This is a genomic window from Desulfitobacterium metallireducens DSM 15288 (genome assembly GCF_000231405.2).
Lineage (GTDB): Bacteria > Bacillota > Desulfitobacteriia > Desulfitobacteriales > Desulfitobacteriaceae > Desulfitobacterium_A > Desulfitobacterium_A metallireducens.
Genome location: NZ_CP007032.1, coordinates 519,560 through 535,074, shown reverse-complemented (window position 1 = coordinate 535,074; position 15,515 = coordinate 519,560). Strand labels below are relative to the sequence as shown.

The window sequence follows — 15,515 nt, the reverse complement described above, 5'->3', positions numbered from 1 at the left end:
TGATTAGAGCTCCTTTCGTCTATAATCAAATGCCAGTAACTCTATAGTCTTTCTGCGAAAGAGTTACTGGCATTTACATTTAATTGAGGTTAAATTTACCGAGATCAATCCCTATTTACTCAGCGCTAGCATCCGATTCAAGGCCATTATTGCATCAGCAGCTATCTTATCATCCACTGTAATCTGATTAACAACCTTTCCTTCCTTAAGGTTATCAAGTGCCCAGAGAAGATGCGGTTGGCTAATTCGGCTCATCATAACACACAAGCAAGTATTTTCATTGAGACTGACAATCTTTTTATCTGGATTTTCTTGGGCTAACCGATGCACTAAATTGATCTCCGTCCCAATCGCCCAGGCACTTCCCGCCGGAGCTTCGGAAATTTGACGAATAATAAAGTCTGTTGAACCACTGATATCCGCCTTTTTAACCACTGCATGGCTGCATTCTGGATGGACCATAACTTGTATCCCCGGATATTTTTTTTGAACTTCATCCACCTGCTGAGGTTCAAACTTCTGATGTACAGTACAATAGCCATCCCAGAGAATCAGTCTTGGAGCATCTTTAGGAAGTTCAGCTTCCTCCGGATTTTCCCGATTCCAAAGAAGAATATCCTGGTCACGGAGTCCCCATTGGAGTCCCGTGTTACGACCGAGATGCTCATCGGGCAAAAATAGAATGCTTTTTCCTTCTCCCATTAATCGTTCAAAAATCTTCGGGGCATTTGAAGAAGTACATGTCATTCCCCCATTCCGTCCGCAAAACGCTTTGACCTCAGCATTCGAATTAACATACGTTACTGGAATAAATTCTTGGGTATACTTCGCCTTAAGAATTTCCCAGCACACTTCTACATCCTCGAGTTCCGCCATTTCAGCCATCGGGCAACCTGCTCCCAGATCAGGCAAAATAATCTTCTGCTTGGAAGACGTCAACATATCCGCCGTTTCTGCCATGAAATGAACACCACAGAAAACGATATACTCTGCATCTTTTTCTTGAGCCGCGAATTGCGCTAATTTTAAAGAATCTCCTCGGTAATCAGCATATCGAATAACATCATCTCGTTGATAATGGTGACCGAGAATAACTAGTTTTGAGCCCAGATTCGCTTTAATAGCACAAATCCGTTCATCACGTTCCTTCTCACTCATTAAGATATATTGATCCGGTATCGGTTGCTGGCTTTTAAACATCTCTTTTCTCCCCGACAATATTCAGACTCAAGTCTAAAGCTTTTACTGAATGGGTTAACCAACCCAAAGAGATCAAATCTACTCCTGTTGAGGCGACCTGAACTAAGGAATCCAAGGTAATCCCACCTGAGGCTTCGGTTAAAACTTTCTTATCAATGCATTGCACTGCTTGCTTCATTAGCTCTGTGGACATGTTATCAAGCATGATGATATCCACGGGTGTACGGAGCGCTTCATCGACCTGGTCTAAAGTTTCTGTCTCGACTTCAACCTTAACCATATGTCCCACCTTTTCACGGACTAAGTTCACCGCTTCTGTAATTCCGCCCGCTGCTGCAATATGATTATCTTTAATGAGGATCGCATCAAACAATCCAAAACGGTGGTTATATCCGCCCCCCATTTTCACTGCATACTTATCCAGCCCTCTTAAACCTGGCATTGTCTTACGGGTATCAATAATATGACAGTCAAAATTCTTAATACACTCAACCGCTTGATTCGTCTCCGTCGCGATTCCTGATAAACGTTGCAGTAAATTAAGAGCTACTCGTTCTCCACCTAATAGTGCACGAGTTCTCCCCTTTATCACGGCTACAACTTGCCCTGGGAAAACACGTTCACCATCGTGAACTTTTGCTTGGAAGCTCATCTGCTCATCCAGTAACATAAACGCACGTTTTGCAATATCCAGACCTGCCAGAATTCCTTCAGCTTTTGCCGTTATCTCGGCTACTGAACAATGCGTTTCTGAAATAATCGCTTCTGTCGTCAGATCCTGGAACCCAATATCTTCACTTAGGGCCTGTCTGACGATCTCCTCATAGTATAAGGGATTCATGCGGAATACCTCCTTAAGCTCAAATGTTTGGGTTGCCAAGCGGGATCAACTTCAGGATAATCCAGTCGATAATGACTTCCTCGGCTTTCCAAACGTTGAAGCGCCGACGAAGTAATCAATTTCGCAACAAGAAGCATATTCTTAAGTTCAACCTCACTGAATTCCACTTCATTTTCGAGTTGACTTAGCTCCTGATAAGCTTTCGTCATTCCTGCTTCCTCACGAATAATCCCCACAGAAGACCACATTAGTTTCTGTACCGCTTGAACTCGCGGATCCTTCAAATCGATTGGCTTGATATTTTCGGGAGTCTCCCTGATCGCTGAATTGAATTCTGAGAAATCAATACTAGGCAAAGCAGAATCTACGCTTTGAGAATGCAAGGCCTGAGCTACTCGCTTGCCAAAAACCAACCCCTCTAATAGGGAATTACTCGCTAAGCGATTTGCTCCATGAACGCCTGTATAAGCACACTCCCCGCAAGCATATAAGCCTTTGATGTTTGTCCATCCAAAGCTGTCCGTCTGAATTCCCCCCATGAAAAAGTGGGCTGCCGGAGTAATCGGGATCAAGTCCTTCCTTGGATCAAGTCCTAAAGATTGAACCTTAGCATAGATATTGGGGAAGCGATGTTCGAAATGATCGCCTAGAGCTGAAGCATCAAGATAAACGCGATGCCCCTTTTGTTGTTCATCAACGATAGCTCGTGTTACTACATCACGGGGGGCTAAATCAGCCCGGGGATGATAATGGATCATAAAACGCTCACGCTCTTCAGTTACGAGTACTGCTCCTTCACCTCGAACCGCTTCAGAAATGAGAAAAAGAGGATTATCCTCTGAAGCCAAAGCGGTCGGATGAAATTGAACAAATTCAAGATCACTTAAAACTGCCCCAGCCTTCCAGGCTAGCGCCAAACCTTCACCCGTACTAAGAAGCGAATTTGTCGTTTTTCCATAAAGCTCTCCGATTCCTCCCGTTGCGAGAACAACACTTCGGGCGATAATTCGATGAAGTCCTTCTATATTTCTCACAATTGCCCCATAACAACGACCTTCTTTAACAAGAAGCGCCTCAGCCCGAGTTTCCGCTAAAAACTGTACCTTTTGTTCTTGAACTTTATGGAACAGCGTTTCCCATACTGCTGCGCCGGTATCATCCCCACGATGAATCACTCGGGCCAGACTGTGTGCCCCTTCTCTTCCTAAAGCTAGCTCACCAGAATTTGTTCGATCAAAGCATGTCCCTAGCTCAATTAGACGACCTATTACTTGAGGTGCTTCTTGCGTTAAGATTTCAACGGTCTTTTCTTGGCAAGCACCAGCACCGGCTATTAAAGTGTCGCGAGTATGCTCTTCAGGAGAATCATTCTTTCCTACAGCAGCTGCAATTCCGCCCTGAGCCAATGTCGAATTACAAATATCAGGCCGATCTTTCGCTATGACCATTACCTCTCCATAAGGGGATGCCCCTAAGGCTGCAGACAAGCCCGCAATTCCGCTACCAATGATTAGAAAATCAGTCATTATAATCGTTTGCATCTTTTTAACCCAGCTCTCTCTTTTTATACGTCTGTTTTACCACTATGTCATTACATGTGTCAAGACAGCAATATTGACAGTTTTCCTTACTGACCGTAGAATCGTATTGAAGTAGGTGATTAAATGTCCGCAAAGAAAGAAAAATCCGGTCAAGAACGCCGCGAATTTTTAATTGAATTGTTAAAAAAGAGCTCAGAACCTCTTAAAGCCGCTCAACTCGCCAAAATTACCGAAGTCAGTCGACAAGTCATTGTTCAGGATATGGCACTGCTTCGTGCTAAAGAAGAACCTGTCCTTTCCACCTCTCAGGGCTATATCTATTTTAAGGATTCTTTACTTCATGGAGTGCGACGGGTTATTTTTAGCCGACACTCTGCGCAGGATACGGAGCGGGAATTGACCCTGCTCGTCGATTTCGGAGTTCAAGTGCTTGATGTCGGTATTGAACATTCCGTCTACGGAAGAATTCTCCGTCCGCTGAACCTAAAAAGTCGCCTTGATGTGAAAAACTTTCTTTCCCAAATGACGCAGAAAGAGGCTACCTTGCTTTCTTCCCTTACCTCTGGTCTACACCTGCATACCTTGGAAGCACCGTCAGTCGAAGTGATGGATAAAGCGTGCAAAGCTCTTGAAGAAGAAGGCTTTTGGGTTGAAACATAATTATTAAAAAATTTTCCAGTCTTTACTCTTTCCGACAATTTTCATCTAAAATGCTAGTTATAATTTGAAGGGTGAATTTTTTTCGGAAATGGGGATATAACTTTGAAACGTGACACTTTATCTTTGAAATTAGTCATAATTATGATCATCTTCTATTTGATTCCGCTCTTCCTTGATATTCCTGAGGGCATACGCCACCATGACTTCTTCTGGCTCCTTTACCTTATTCCTGTAATTGGTGCTAGCTACCATCTAGGGCTCAGAGGTGGCTTTCTATTCGCTTCTATCGGAATTTTCATTTTTAGTTCTTGGGAGCTTAAAGAGTTTATTTTAGACTATAATACTCATCATCGTAATAACCTTTTTGAGGTCTTTATGATTGACGCGCTTCTATTCCTTGTTGCCCTTGCCCTAGGGACCTTATCAGATAAAATTAAGAATGAGAAAGAACAAGGTCAAAAGAAAAATGAATACTTTGAGAGTATAATACTCGCTTTAACTTCACAACAGGTAAAATCGGAGGAATCCTTGCGGGCATACAAGGAAATTCTTACTAAAGTATTTAGTGAGATCCAAATTCCCTTATATGTACTCAATAGTAATGATGGAACATTCCTTGAAGTCAATAAAAGTTTTGAGACGTTAGTCGGTTACTCGCGAGAGGAAATCCTTGGCCATAATTGCAATTTCTTTAAGCTATTTTCAGAAGATCAAACGATTACAGAACTTAATAACGGCATAACGGAAAAAAACATTCCTATTAAAAATTTTGAAACTGAATTTGAAACTAAAAACGGGGAAATTCGAAACGGTCTCTTTTCCGTTCAATCCCTCCAGTTACCTAATTCGCCAGGAATATTATGTACCTGCATAGACATCACTGATTTAACCCAGCTCAAAGCTGAAATGGCTCGGTTAGATCGACTCAAACTGATTGGAGTAATGGCCGCTGGCTTGGGTCATGAAATTCGTAATCCACTCACTACTGTTAGAGGTTATTTACAGTTTCTAGGTGCTAAAACAGAATTTGCTCAAGCAAAAAGTCATTTTGATCTGATGATCAGTGAATTAGACCATTCTAATGCAATTATCACTGAATTCTTATCCCTTGCCAAAACAAAACCCATTGAGACTGAATTAGAAGATAATAACATTAACGAAATCATACAGCGTCTGTATCCTTTAATGGTCACCAATGCATCAAGCAATGATAAAATCATTCAACTCAATTTAAACCCCATCCCTAACCTTAAGCTTAATGTAAAAGAAATAAGACAACTCATCATGAACCTTGTGCGTAATGGATTAGAAGCAATGACATCTGATGGGATTTTATCTATAAGAACTTATGTCGAGGATGGAGAAGCCATTCTAGCTATCCACGATCATGGTTGCGGGATTAGACCAGAAATCCTTAATAAATTAGGGACACCCTTCTTAAGTACGAAAGATACCGGGACCGGACTGGGACTGGCTGTATGCTACGGTATTATTGAAAGACATAATGCAACAATAAACGTTCAAACCGGACCAACCGGAACAACTTTTTATATAAAATTCCGCTTCCAAGAGAATTATTTTCTTCCAAATTGTGGCAAATAAGGTAGCGTATGCGTATGATGTATTATCTTAAGAGAAGGAGGAATTTCAAATGGCATTTGGAGGCGCTGGCGTAGCAGGTTGTGGTCCTAACTTTTTACCGGGTATTGCTATCGTAGTCGTAATCATTCTTCTACTGATTGCAATGGGTATCGTCTTCTAAGTAATGTCTTTTAGCATCATCTTTTAAATTGATAAAAGGAGGATGAAATAATGTACGGAATGGGCGTTGGTGGATACGGAATGGGCTATGGCGCATGCGGCTGCGGTGGCGGTTTTGTAGGTCGCGGCGTAGGCGTAGGAATAATTGCGATTGCAATTTTGATTCTTATTGCACTTGGCGTAATCTTCTAATAAGCAGCAAAGGTGCCTCAAAAAGAAGTTCTTTTTGAGGCACCTTATTATTTTACTCATATTTGATAAATAGAGAATTAAATTTGTAAGCTGGCTTTATAATCCAAAATCAGTTGTCTAAACTGCTCAGCTCCTGCGCCCTGTACAATCAAACCTTGGGCTCTTTGAAAAAGGTGTTTGTGTACATCTTCCCTGCTCCCCAAAAAGCTAATCATTTGCTTAAGGCCAGGGTCCTGAGTCATAGTAAAATGTTGATTATATAAAATTCGTGCTCGTATCTCAGCTTCAGCATCCGCTTGAAGCATGGCAATTGGATCAAGGCTCTGATCAACATAATTGATATTCCAAGGTGTCCCTTGCGAATTTACATAGCTGAGCGGAGGGCCACCTAACCTCTTGATCGCGACAGAAATCATTTCCATGTGGCTCATTTCCTCAGCAGCGATCATTCCTAAGAGTTTACTTACATAAGGATTGGGCATATTTGCTCTGTGATTTTGATATTGAGTTACTGCCGAAAATTCACTATCCTTTCCTCCATAATGTTCGAACATGATTTGTCCAAATTTAGGATCTTGCCGTTCTACCTGAACTGGATAAAAGAGCCTGTTGCTAAAGGTAAACATGACCTTCCCTCCTAAATCAAAGCTTACCTCACTATATGATGATATAAATTGATTGGTTTCTGTGCGCACCCTAAAAAGTGGGTGCCCCAGAATTCTGGGGCACCCACTTTTTTACTAATATTTTCACTAAAGTTTTTGGCCACTTTTATTTTGCGGCAAGCTCTTGAACTACCTTTTCATGTTCTAATCGTCTTTCATTCATCCCTTTTTGATCCTTGATAATCGTAATCCATTTGCGTGCAGCGTCAAAGACGATGAGCAAGCAAAGAACTGCGAGTAAAACCGAAATAAAGACGTTAGTCCACATAGCCTTCGGAATATAAACATGAGTTAGGTTAAAATAAGAAGCGTCGAGAGTTGTAATGAAGAGAAAAACGAACGGGATAAAAGTAGTCAATGCATAAGCAATGCGACCCGTGTTTTTCAAGATTAGAGTCGTACCCACAACCATAGCTAACGAAGCGAGTAGCTGATTCGAAACTCCAAACAACGGCCAAACGGTTGAGATATCTCCTCCATAGAGCATATATCCCCAGGTAACGGATACAAGTGCAGCTGAGATAAGCGCTCCAGGCATCCAGTTAATTTGCTTAAACTTTGGAATAACAACACCAATCATATCTTGGACAACATAACGAGCAGAACGAGTACCGGCATCGACAGCTGTAAGAATGAATACAGCTTCGAACATAATCGCAAATTGATACCAGTAAGCAATCAAACCTGTTAAACCTGGAATACTGCTAAACACATAGGACATACCTACAGCCAAGGAGACTGCACCACCTGGACGGCCCGCTACATCTTGTCCGATGAGTTGAGACAACATAGGAAGTTTATCCACTTGCATTCCAAGTGTGGCAAAAACTTGAGGTGCGGTATTGATCGCAAAATAGTCTCCAACGGGAAGAACGGTTGCTGCAATCAAAGCCATCATCGCGACGAACGACTCGATAAGCATGCCGCCGAAACCAACCAATTGAATATCTTTTTCACTATCCAGCATTTTAGGTGTAGTTCCTGCTGCAATCAAACTATGGAACCCAGAAATTGCACCACACGCAATTGTAATGAAAACGAAAGGCCAAACTTTACCCGCAATAATCGGGCCACCCCCGTTAACAAATTTGGTTACAGGTGGCATTTGAAGTATAGGATTTACGAAAATAATACCCAAAGCAAGTGCTCCGATGGTCCCAAGCTTCAAATAGGAGCTCAAGTAATCCCGAGGGGCAAGGAGGAACCAAACCGGCAAAGCTGCTGCAAAGAAAGCGTAAATAGGCAGTGCAAGTTCGATAACCTTATCACTGTAATTGAAATAGGGGGCCAATGCCGAATTCTGAACAAGGGGTCCGAGGGCAACAGCAAGGAGAATCAAGCCAACCCCGATAATAGAGGCTTCCGCTAATTTACCAGGACGTAAAAAGCGCATATAAATTCCAATAAATATTGCAATTGGAATCGTCATAGATACTGTAAAGGTACCCCAAGGATTATGTTTCAACGCATTAACAATAACAATTGAAAGACCCGCCATAGTAATCAAAAGAACGAATAAGACCGCAATACTTGCTGCTACACCTGTAACAGGTCCGATTTCTTTTTTAGCAATTTGCGCCAAAGATTGACCATCATGACGGATCGAAGCAAAGAGGACAACCATGTCATGAACAGCGCCTCCAAGTACTCCCCCAATAAGAATCCAGAGTGCACCTGGAAGATAACCAAATTGAGCGGCTAAAACTGGACCAACTAACGGTCCCGCTGCAGCAATTGCAGCGAAGTGGTGACCAAAGGTTACCCAGTGATTGGTTGGCACAAAGTCGTGACCATCCTCATACTTATGAGCCGGGGTTTGAATCGCCGGATTAATGGCGAGCACTTTAGTAGCTAAGAATGTTCCATAAAGGCGGTACCCAATGATTAGAACACACGCAGCTGCAATCACTAAATAGAGAGCATGCATTTTTCCCATCTCCTTTTGTATTATTTTAGATAAAATTTAAGAGCAACTTTATATTATAATTAAATTCGACTCTTAGCATAAAATAAGCTAAAGATGCAAGAAAACGTGCCTCACTTGCACTTTTTCTTGTCTGAATTGCAAAAAGACTGAACATTTTAAAATTCGCTATATAAATGGAACGGGGAATCTCTAAACTTGAGATTCCCCGTTCCATTTATATAGATTTAAAACACTGACTTTCACTTTCGATTCAAGACATCATACGCATGAACTAAAGCATAAGCGGCTTCGGCTCTTGTTACTCCTTTTTGCGGCGCAAAATGGGTATCGTCAATTTTCAGAAGACCCAATCCCCAGGTTAAAGCAATATATCCCATTGAGTCCCCTGAAATTGAACCTACATCGGCAAAGGGAACCGTGTAAATTCCCTTGACTTGAGCAGCTTTTTCCATCCCGATTAAGCGAATTACAACTTTCGATAGATATTCCCGATTCAGTTCATGAAGTACATACGTATCTCCCTTCATCCAGCCGCGTTCCTTTGCTAGTTTTAACACTTCATCATCAGATAAAACACGATCTCGCCCATTTCCCTCAGCTATGGCCATTGCTCTCAGTAATTCAAGTACTGTGGCCGTTTTGTTTGGGTTAAATTGATCTCCATATTCACCAAAAGCTCCGGTAAGACCCATTAAGCCAATTTCTTTCTCTGCAAAGTTTCCCTGAATATCGTTAAAATAAAGGGGGACCACCCATTGCGATTTTGGCTTACCTGACCAATCCAGAGGGTCGCCTGTCTTCGCATCAATCATTTGAGCTGTTGAAGGGCTATAATTGATTTGGGGTTGATATACAAGACGTACATCTTTTTGTTCTATTTGTTGATAGATTAGGGTGTAACTCAGGGTAAGGGGGCGTTCTTTCAAAAAAATTTCTGTCGCTTGATTGAGAGAGATCAAATTATCTAGACCGGGAAACTCAACGTTTGACCAGTTCATATTATATTGAATGACACGTTTGGAAACCGTATCCACGGCAACATTCATCATATTGTTTGAAACTGGAATCCCATTAACCTGCCTTACATAGTTAAAAGACTGAAGATTTGGAGGCATCTTTCCTCCATATGGGTAAGGTGTTTGAAGTTTGGTCTCTGTAAAATGTTGAGGTTGAGCCCGTTTAAGGAATTCTTCCGCGACTTGTTGAGCCTCTTCTCTAGTTATGGGTTCAGATGAATCACTCGGATTGATGGTACTGGGCAGATTTAAACTGATCAGATCCCCTGTATTCGCATTGACCCGAGCATTCAAATAGCGATTATCTCCGGGGCCAAAAGGCTCTGGTCTCCAATCTAATTGCCATACTTGTGTATTCGGATTTTGCCAATCTGGGTTTAAGCTCGAATTGCGAAGAGTTAGATCGTTAGGTATATCAATCATTTTTTTAACAATTTCTACGGCTTTATCTCTGCTGACTTGCGGATCATTAACTTTTGTGTCTTGGCTTACACCCGTAGGGGTATCGCCCATTGCTGCTCCCATCGCTTTATATATCCCTACTTGTGGATCCAAAGTTACGGGATTTCCACTTAGAGCATCAATTGCCCCATTTAAGTACTGGCTTGATAAGCTATATACCGGTAAAACGCGTAGAGGTTTTGGATTGTTAATGTCCATGGCTGGCGATAAGTAATACATCAATTCAAGCATCGAAGTATCTGTAAAAACCTGATTCGCTTTTTCAAGTGAAATAACTTTTGAGGCATCAGGAAATGCTAAATCTTTACTCCAATTAAAATAATAGTTTTGGACCTGCCCATCTTCTCCACTAACACTTACATTGATTTCATTTCCTGGGAAAGGAATACCATTAACAACACGCATCCAACGAAAATTATACATAAAAGGCTGGTAGTTATTTAAGGTAACGACTTGCCCTTCATTCTTGACTAATTTCAAGTCTGGCAGATAGTCTCCAGCTAATTTTGTAACAAGCTCTAAGGCTATTTTTTCAGCCTCTGACGATGTAATAGTCGGAATCTTAAAACTGGGTTGTCCGGGTTGATCCCAATTATTCATACTGAGGATTTTGCCAGTGCTTGCATCGACTTCAACATTGAAACTTCCACCTGGCGGCTCAGTCGAATTCCAATTCAGAGAATAGGATGTACGTCCATTGTAATCATTGAAATTGGTAAATAACTGAGTATATTTTTGAGGAATTTGAAAGTTACTCTTCGCAATTTGTAAAGCTTGATCTGCTGAAATGAGTACTTTCTCTGATACGGAAGCCGCTGGTGAAATCGTTTGGTCCGCCCCTAGCGCAGACTTGGGATAAACACTGAATTGCAAAATAACAAGGCAAGCCACGATGATATTAAGAAATCGTTTATGTCCCAATTGACTCCTCCCCTTCATATGGAATATTTTTTAGCTCGTAAATCTCAATCAATATATTCTCTCATAAATTTCCAGAAAACTTTGCCGAAGTATTGTCACAAAAATTTAAAAATACAATAAAAAAAAGCAGTTCTAAGCTGAAATTTGACGTTTCAACTGAGAGCCGCCTTCTATTTTATTATTTATCAAGTATTTTCTTGACGAATCTAAGTTACATATAGTATTATACTTACATAAAGTAATTATAAAATAAAACTGATGTTCAAAACCAGTTAACGAGGTGTTATATATGAACAAAATGCCTGTAGTATTTATCGGACATGGTTCTCCTATGAATGCGATTGAGGACAATCCATTTACACAAAATTGGATTAAACTTGCCGACAAGATCCCCAAACCCAAAGCAATCCTAGCCATATCAGCTCACTGGTCCACAGAGGGAACCCGAATCATGGATGATCCTCATCCTAAAACGATTTATGACATGTATGGTTTTCCCCAAGAATTGTATAAGGTAGATTTTCAGCCTGAAGGAGCTCCAGATATCGCCCATTTTACCAAAGATTTAATAAGTCAAAGCACTCAGCTCGATAATAGCTGGGGAATTGATCATGGCACATGGTCTATTCTAAAAGTCATGTATCCCAAGGCAGATATCCCTGTTTTCCAAATGAGTGTAAACCAGGATAAAAATCCGGACTATCATTTTGAAATAGGAAAAGAGATAAAAGCTCTTAGGGAAAAAGGAGTACTCATTTTGGGCAGCGGTAACGTTGTGCATAATCTTTCTAAAATCAAGTGGGAAATGAAAAGTGGCAATGACTGGGCCCTAGAATTTGATAATTACATCAAAAGTAAAGTTATGAAAAGGGAGTATAAGGATATTTTAAATTATAAAAAAGCAGGATCATCTGCCGAATTAGCGGTTCCTACTTCGGAGCATTTTGATCCCTTGCTTTATGTATTAGGTGCTTCAGATGAAAGTGACCATCTTTCCATTTACAATGACACCTGCACCATGGGTTCCTTATCGATGACAAGTTATTTGTTTACGAACTAAATCAGCAAATTTTTCATTCCACTTATAAGGAAGATCTCCTACTGTAGATATAGAATTCTACAATTGGAGATCTTTTTCAATAAACTTAAACACCCATATTTCCTTTGCTTTCATCTTTATGACTAGACCTTTGACTCTCCAGTTCAAAGAAGTACAATACAATTTTTGAACTAAAAAGACCTACGATAATTCCTCCAATTATATCTGTAGGATAGTGGACGAAGAGATACATCCTCGAAAAAGCGATCAGCGAAGCCAGCGCGATTACATAGCCTCTGTATTTCTTCACCATTTTCGCAAGTATTCCTGCCGCAGCAAACGCAGATGCAGTATGTCCTGATGGAAAGGAGTAGGATAAAGGCTTAGTTATGAGGAGTTGAGCTGCTGGATCAGCTACAAAAGGCCTTGGCCTTTGTATAAGATTCTTCAATAATTCGTCACCCAAAATTGAACTTAATATTAATGCGCAAATGACCATGAAGCCAACTTTTCTATATTGGGGTAAAAACAATAACCCTACGGCTATTAAAATCCAAATCAGTCCCAGATTCCCTAAGAACGTCAGAATAATCATCAACTGATCCATAAAGGGATTATGAAAATTATTAATGAAGTTCAAAAATCCCCAATCAAAACTTTGTATAAAGTTCATACCCGGTCTTCTCCACCTTTAATCTATGCTTTAATACACGTTTAACTAACCTGCTTTTTGTGTGCTGTTCCAATCGTCAATGAGCTCTAACATATAATCTGCAGCCTTTTCTGCCGCTCGACCGGGTATTGCACATGAAGCCGCTTGACGCATCGTCTCTCTCTCATCCAAGTTCTCTATAAGAGCACCCATGATTTGACCGAGTTCCTCCTCATGGGTTGCGATCTTTCCTGCGCCTATTCTTTTTAGAAAATTAGCATTTTCTTCTTCTTGACCCGGTATAGGTTTGTAAATCACGAGGGGTAATTGTTTGGTTAATGCTTCTGACACAGTTAAGCCACCGGCTTTAGTTATAACAACATCCGAGACGGTCATAAGTTCCTCAACATTTCTCACAAACCCAAAAAGTAACACTTTATTTTTTGATTCTCTCACTGCACGTTCAATCGTATTATATAACCGTTTATCCTTCCCGCAAACGATGATTAACTGAACAGGAATTTCACTTCCAGCAATCATCTTGCATATACGTGATGCGCCATTTAAAACTCCGTAAGCCCCTCCCATCACCAAAATCGTAGGATGTTTTGGATTAAGCCCAAATTTATCGACCAACTCTTTGCGGTTTAACTCGCTTTCAAATTTGAGGCTAACTGGAATTCCTGTTATTTTAATGCAATTAGGATCTATTCCCCGTTTAACTAAGCCCTCGTATACTTCTTGCGAACCCACAAGGTATAAATCAATCCCTTGATGAACCCATTGGTTGTGAATGGCATAATCAGTCACTACCGTAGCTAAAGGAATATTAAGGAGTTGATTTTTTCTAAGCTGAGCAAGAACACCCGATATCGTTGGATACGTACATACGATTAGATCAGGCTGTAAAGTGTGAATATATGTTAGCAATTCACGGCGACCCAACCCATTTAAAAAGCGCTGAAATAAGGAATCGGGGGGAATCTCCGATGTTTTGTAATAGAACTTTCCCCATAATTTGGGGGTATATTTAATCATATCAATATATGCGGTTTTTAATACTGAATTAAACACCTTATTTAGGTACGCTCCAAAATCCTCATGATAAATCTCAGCATGGGGGTTTTTCTCCCGAATAACATCAATAACCGCCTCAGCAGCTCTTACGTGCCCCGCTCCAAACTTGGCGGAGATGACTAATACCCGTAAACTACTCATCTAGCTAACCTCCATGAGATTTCAAACTAATTCGCCTTAACATCAACACTCTTCATGTTTTATCCTAGAAATACGATTTAATAAATACTCTTCTATTTTTGAATAAAGAGTTCTTATTTTCTCACGTAATAAATGCCTATATATGAAATTTACACCCATCACGATCAGGTAGCTACCGAGCACATCCATCGGATAATGAACGCCAACATAGACTCTTGAAACCCCTACTAATAAGGATAGTATTATCATTATTGTTCCAAAAACTCTATAAGTGTTATTAATCCCCAATGCAATACTCATCGTTCCTAAAGAATGGTCACTAGGAAAAGACGCATCTGGCGCATGGGGCGTGAGTAAATTAACATGATCTGTGACAAAAGGTCTTGGTTCATAATAAAATATGCCGATTACGAAGCCTAAAAATAAACTCATCACAGTTACTGCAAATGCATCGATTGCTGCATATCTAAACATCTTATCTTTACGATAAACTCCATAAAGATATAATGCTGCAATCGCAGCCACAAATAGAAGCGGACTGTAGTTTGAAAACAAAATCATCATCTCGTCAAGAGTTCCATTCATATGGGCAGCCCCGTTAATTGCTTTAAATACAAATAAATTCATAAACATTTCCATCGGCCCCTTTAATTATTTTAAGTTACATCTATTACACGCAAAAAAAAGAGTTAGGTTGCATAAACCTAAACTCTTTTCTTAAGCTTTTATGAGTTTATAGGACGATCATGCCTTGTCTTCTCTGACCGTTAATTTTTGTTTAACCACTCCAAATATGGCTGGCAAAATCGAAATGAAGATGATGGCAAAAATAACTAAGGAAAAGTTATGTTTAACCGCAGGCAGATTCCCAAAATAGAAACCGACCAATGTAACCAGAGCCGCCCATGTCAGCCCCCCAACGATATTATACGAAAGGAATTTTACATATCGCATTTCCCCTATTCCTGCAACAAAAGGTGCAAAGGTACGAATAATAGGGATAAATCGAGCTATGATGATCGTAACTGCCCCATATTTTTCATAGAAATCACGAGCTTTTAATAGATGTTCCTTTTTAATAAACTTGACGTTTTCCATCTCATAGATTTTATGACCAATCGACTTACCAATACTATAGTTTACCGTATCTCCAAGCACTGCGGCTACACTTACGATCAAAAGCAAGAGCTTAATATCAAGCGATCCTATGGCTGCAAAGGCACCTGCTGCAAATAAGAGCGAGTCCCCTGGAAGAAACGGAGTAACAACCAACCCTGTTTCGCCAAAGATAATTAAGAATAGAATCAAATAAGTTCCGAAACCATAATTCTGAATAATCACGTTCAAATACTTATCCAAATGGAGTAAAACATCAATGCCAAACTTTATAAAATTCATTTTTTAGAGTGCCTCCCAAAAA

The 15,515-nt window shown here is 40.4% G+C and carries 14 protein-coding genes; 4 read left to right on the top strand and 10 right to left on the bottom strand.

Features of this window, described 5'->3' with window-relative positions:
• Window positions 1-111 precede the first annotated feature (111 nt).
• From nadA to DESME_RS02585, 3 genes are read right to left on the bottom strand one after another with little or no spacing between them, the layout of a single operon-like run.
• On the bottom strand, window positions 112-1,200 hold the full coding sequence (gene nadA, locus DESME_RS02595; RefSeq protein WP_006717395.1) for a quinolinate synthase NadA: 1,089 nt from the start codon (window positions 1,198-1,200) through the stop codon (window positions 112-114).
• The gene (gene nadC, locus DESME_RS02590) at window positions 1,193-2,041 is read right to left on the bottom strand and encodes a carboxylating nicotinate-nucleotide diphosphorylase (protein ID WP_006717393.1); all 849 of its coding nucleotides are present in this window, start codon (window positions 2,039-2,041) and stop codon (window positions 1,193-1,195) included. Before nadC ends, nadA begins: the two co-directional genes overlap by 8 nt.
• Window positions 2,038-3,582: an L-aspartate oxidase gene (locus DESME_RS02585; protein WP_006717392.1), complete on the bottom strand. Its 1,545-nt coding sequence runs from the start codon at window positions 3,580-3,582 to the stop codon at window positions 2,038-2,040. The genes nadC and DESME_RS02585 overlap by 4 nt, the downstream gene beginning before the upstream one ends.
• A 123-nt stretch (window positions 3,583-3,705) precedes the next feature.
• Between DESME_RS02585 and DESME_RS02580 the strand changes: the two genes are divergently transcribed.
• The 3 genes from DESME_RS02580 (at window position 3,706) to DESME_RS16020 (ending at window position 6,195) form a co-directional block, all read left to right on the top strand.
• The gene (locus tag DESME_RS02580) at window positions 3,706-4,242 is read left to right on the top strand and encodes a transcription repressor NadR (protein WP_006717390.1); all 537 of its coding nucleotides are present in this window, start codon (window positions 3,706-3,708) and stop codon (window positions 4,240-4,242) included.
• Between the two features lie 102 nt (window positions 4,243-4,344).
• Window positions 4,345-5,844 (top strand): two-component system sensor histidine kinase NtrB, encoded by a 1,500-nt coding sequence (locus tag DESME_RS02575; protein WP_006717388.1) that lies wholly within the window; start codon window positions 4,345-4,347, stop codon window positions 5,842-5,844.
• 210 nt (window positions 5,845-6,054) lie between these two features.
• Window positions 6,055-6,195, top strand: a complete 141-nt coding sequence (locus DESME_RS16020; protein ID WP_006717384.1) for a hypothetical protein — start codon at window positions 6,055-6,057, stop codon at window positions 6,193-6,195.
• Window positions 6,196-6,272: 77 nt separating this feature from the next.
• Here DESME_RS16020 and DESME_RS02565 read toward each other — a convergent pair whose 3' ends face one another.
• The 3 genes from DESME_RS02565 to DESME_RS02555 all read right to left on the bottom strand — a co-directional run bounded on the left by DESME_RS02565 (window position 6,273) and on the right by DESME_RS02555 (window position 11,186).
• The gene (locus DESME_RS02565) at window positions 6,273-6,821 is read right to left on the bottom strand and encodes a manganese catalase family protein (RefSeq protein WP_006717382.1); all 549 of its coding nucleotides are present in this window, start codon (window positions 6,819-6,821) and stop codon (window positions 6,273-6,275) included.
• A gap of 145 nt (window positions 6,822-6,966) precedes the next feature.
• Window positions 6,967-8,787: a carbon starvation CstA family protein gene (locus DESME_RS02560; protein WP_006717379.1), complete on the bottom strand. Its 1,821-nt coding sequence runs from the start codon at window positions 8,785-8,787 to the stop codon at window positions 6,967-6,969.
• A gap of 239 nt (window positions 8,788-9,026) precedes the next feature.
• Window positions 9,027-11,186, bottom strand: coding sequence for a PepSY domain-containing protein (locus DESME_RS02555; protein WP_006717377.1), 2,160 nt, complete (start codon window positions 11,184-11,186; stop codon window positions 9,027-9,029).
• Between the two features lie 289 nt (window positions 11,187-11,475).
• On the opposite strand from DESME_RS02555, the gene ygiD reads away from it, so the two are divergent.
• Window positions 11,476-12,246, top strand: a complete 771-nt coding sequence (ygiD, locus tag DESME_RS02550; RefSeq protein WP_006717375.1) for a 4,5-DOPA-extradiol-dioxygenase — start codon at window positions 11,476-11,478, stop codon at window positions 12,244-12,246.
• A gap of 85 nt (window positions 12,247-12,331) precedes the next feature.
• On the opposite strand, the gene DESME_RS02545 is transcribed toward ygiD, so the two are convergent.
• The 4 genes from DESME_RS02545 to DESME_RS02530 form a co-directional block, all read right to left on the bottom strand.
• On the bottom strand, window positions 12,332-12,898 hold the full coding sequence (locus tag DESME_RS02545) for a phosphatase PAP2 family protein (RefSeq protein WP_006717373.1): 567 nt from the start codon (window positions 12,896-12,898) through the stop codon (window positions 12,332-12,334).
• Between the two features lie 45 nt (window positions 12,899-12,943).
• The gene (locus DESME_RS02540) at window positions 12,944-14,095 is read right to left on the bottom strand and encodes an MGDG synthase family glycosyltransferase (RefSeq protein ID WP_006717371.1); all 1,152 of its coding nucleotides are present in this window, start codon (window positions 14,093-14,095) and stop codon (window positions 12,944-12,946) included.
• 42 nt (window positions 14,096-14,137) lie between these two features.
• Complete coding sequence (locus tag DESME_RS02535; RefSeq protein ID WP_242837416.1) at window positions 14,138-14,728, bottom strand: undecaprenyl-diphosphatase; 591 nt, start codon at window positions 14,726-14,728, stop codon at window positions 14,138-14,140.
• 111 nt (window positions 14,729-14,839) lie between these two features.
• Entirely contained in the window at window positions 14,840-15,493 is a 654-nt protein-coding gene (locus DESME_RS02530; protein ID WP_006717367.1) for a DedA family protein, read from the bottom strand.
• Between the last annotated feature and the right edge of the window lie 22 nt (window positions 15,494-15,515).

Bases quoted from the DNA above. Each gene is read 5' to 3' on its own strand.
- nadA (WP_006717395.1), bottom strand. From the start codon at position 1,200: ATGTTTAAAAGCCAGCAACCGATACCGGATCAATATATCTTAATGAGT.
- nadC (WP_006717393.1), bottom strand. From the start codon at position 2,041: ATGAATCCCTTATACTATGAGGAGATCGTCAGACAGGCCCTAAGTGAA.
- DESME_RS02585 (WP_006717392.1), bottom strand. From the start codon at position 3,582: ATGCAAACGATTATAATGACTGATTTTCTAATCATTGGTAGCGGAATT.
- DESME_RS02580 (WP_006717390.1), top strand. From the start codon at position 3,706: ATGTCCGCAAAGAAAGAAAAATCCGGTCAAGAACGCCGCGAATTTTTA.
- DESME_RS16020 (WP_006717384.1), top strand. From the start codon at position 6,055: ATGTACGGAATGGGCGTTGGTGGATACGGAATGGGCTATGGCGCATGC.
- DESME_RS02565 (WP_006717382.1), bottom strand. From the start codon at position 6,821: ATGTTTACCTTTAGCAACAGGCTCTTTTATCCAGTTCAGGTAGAACGG.
- DESME_RS02560 (WP_006717379.1), bottom strand. From the start codon at position 8,787: ATGCATGCTCTCTATTTAGTGATTGCAGCTGCGTGTGTTCTAATCATT.
- ygiD (WP_006717375.1), top strand. From the start codon at position 11,476: ATGAACAAAATGCCTGTAGTATTTATCGGACATGGTTCTCCTATGAAT.
- DESME_RS02545 (WP_006717373.1), bottom strand. From the start codon at position 12,898: ATGAACTTTATACAAAGTTTTGATTGGGGATTTTTGAACTTCATTAAT.
- DESME_RS02540 (WP_006717371.1), bottom strand. From the start codon at position 14,095: ATGAGTAGTTTACGGGTATTAGTCATCTCCGCCAAGTTTGGAGCGGGG.
- DESME_RS02535 (WP_242837416.1), bottom strand. From the start codon at position 14,728: ATGTTTATGAATTTATTTGTATTTAAAGCAATTAACGGGGCTGCCCAT.
- DESME_RS02530 (WP_006717367.1), bottom strand. From the start codon at position 15,493: ATGAATTTTATAAAGTTTGGCATTGATGTTTTACTCCATTTGGATAAG.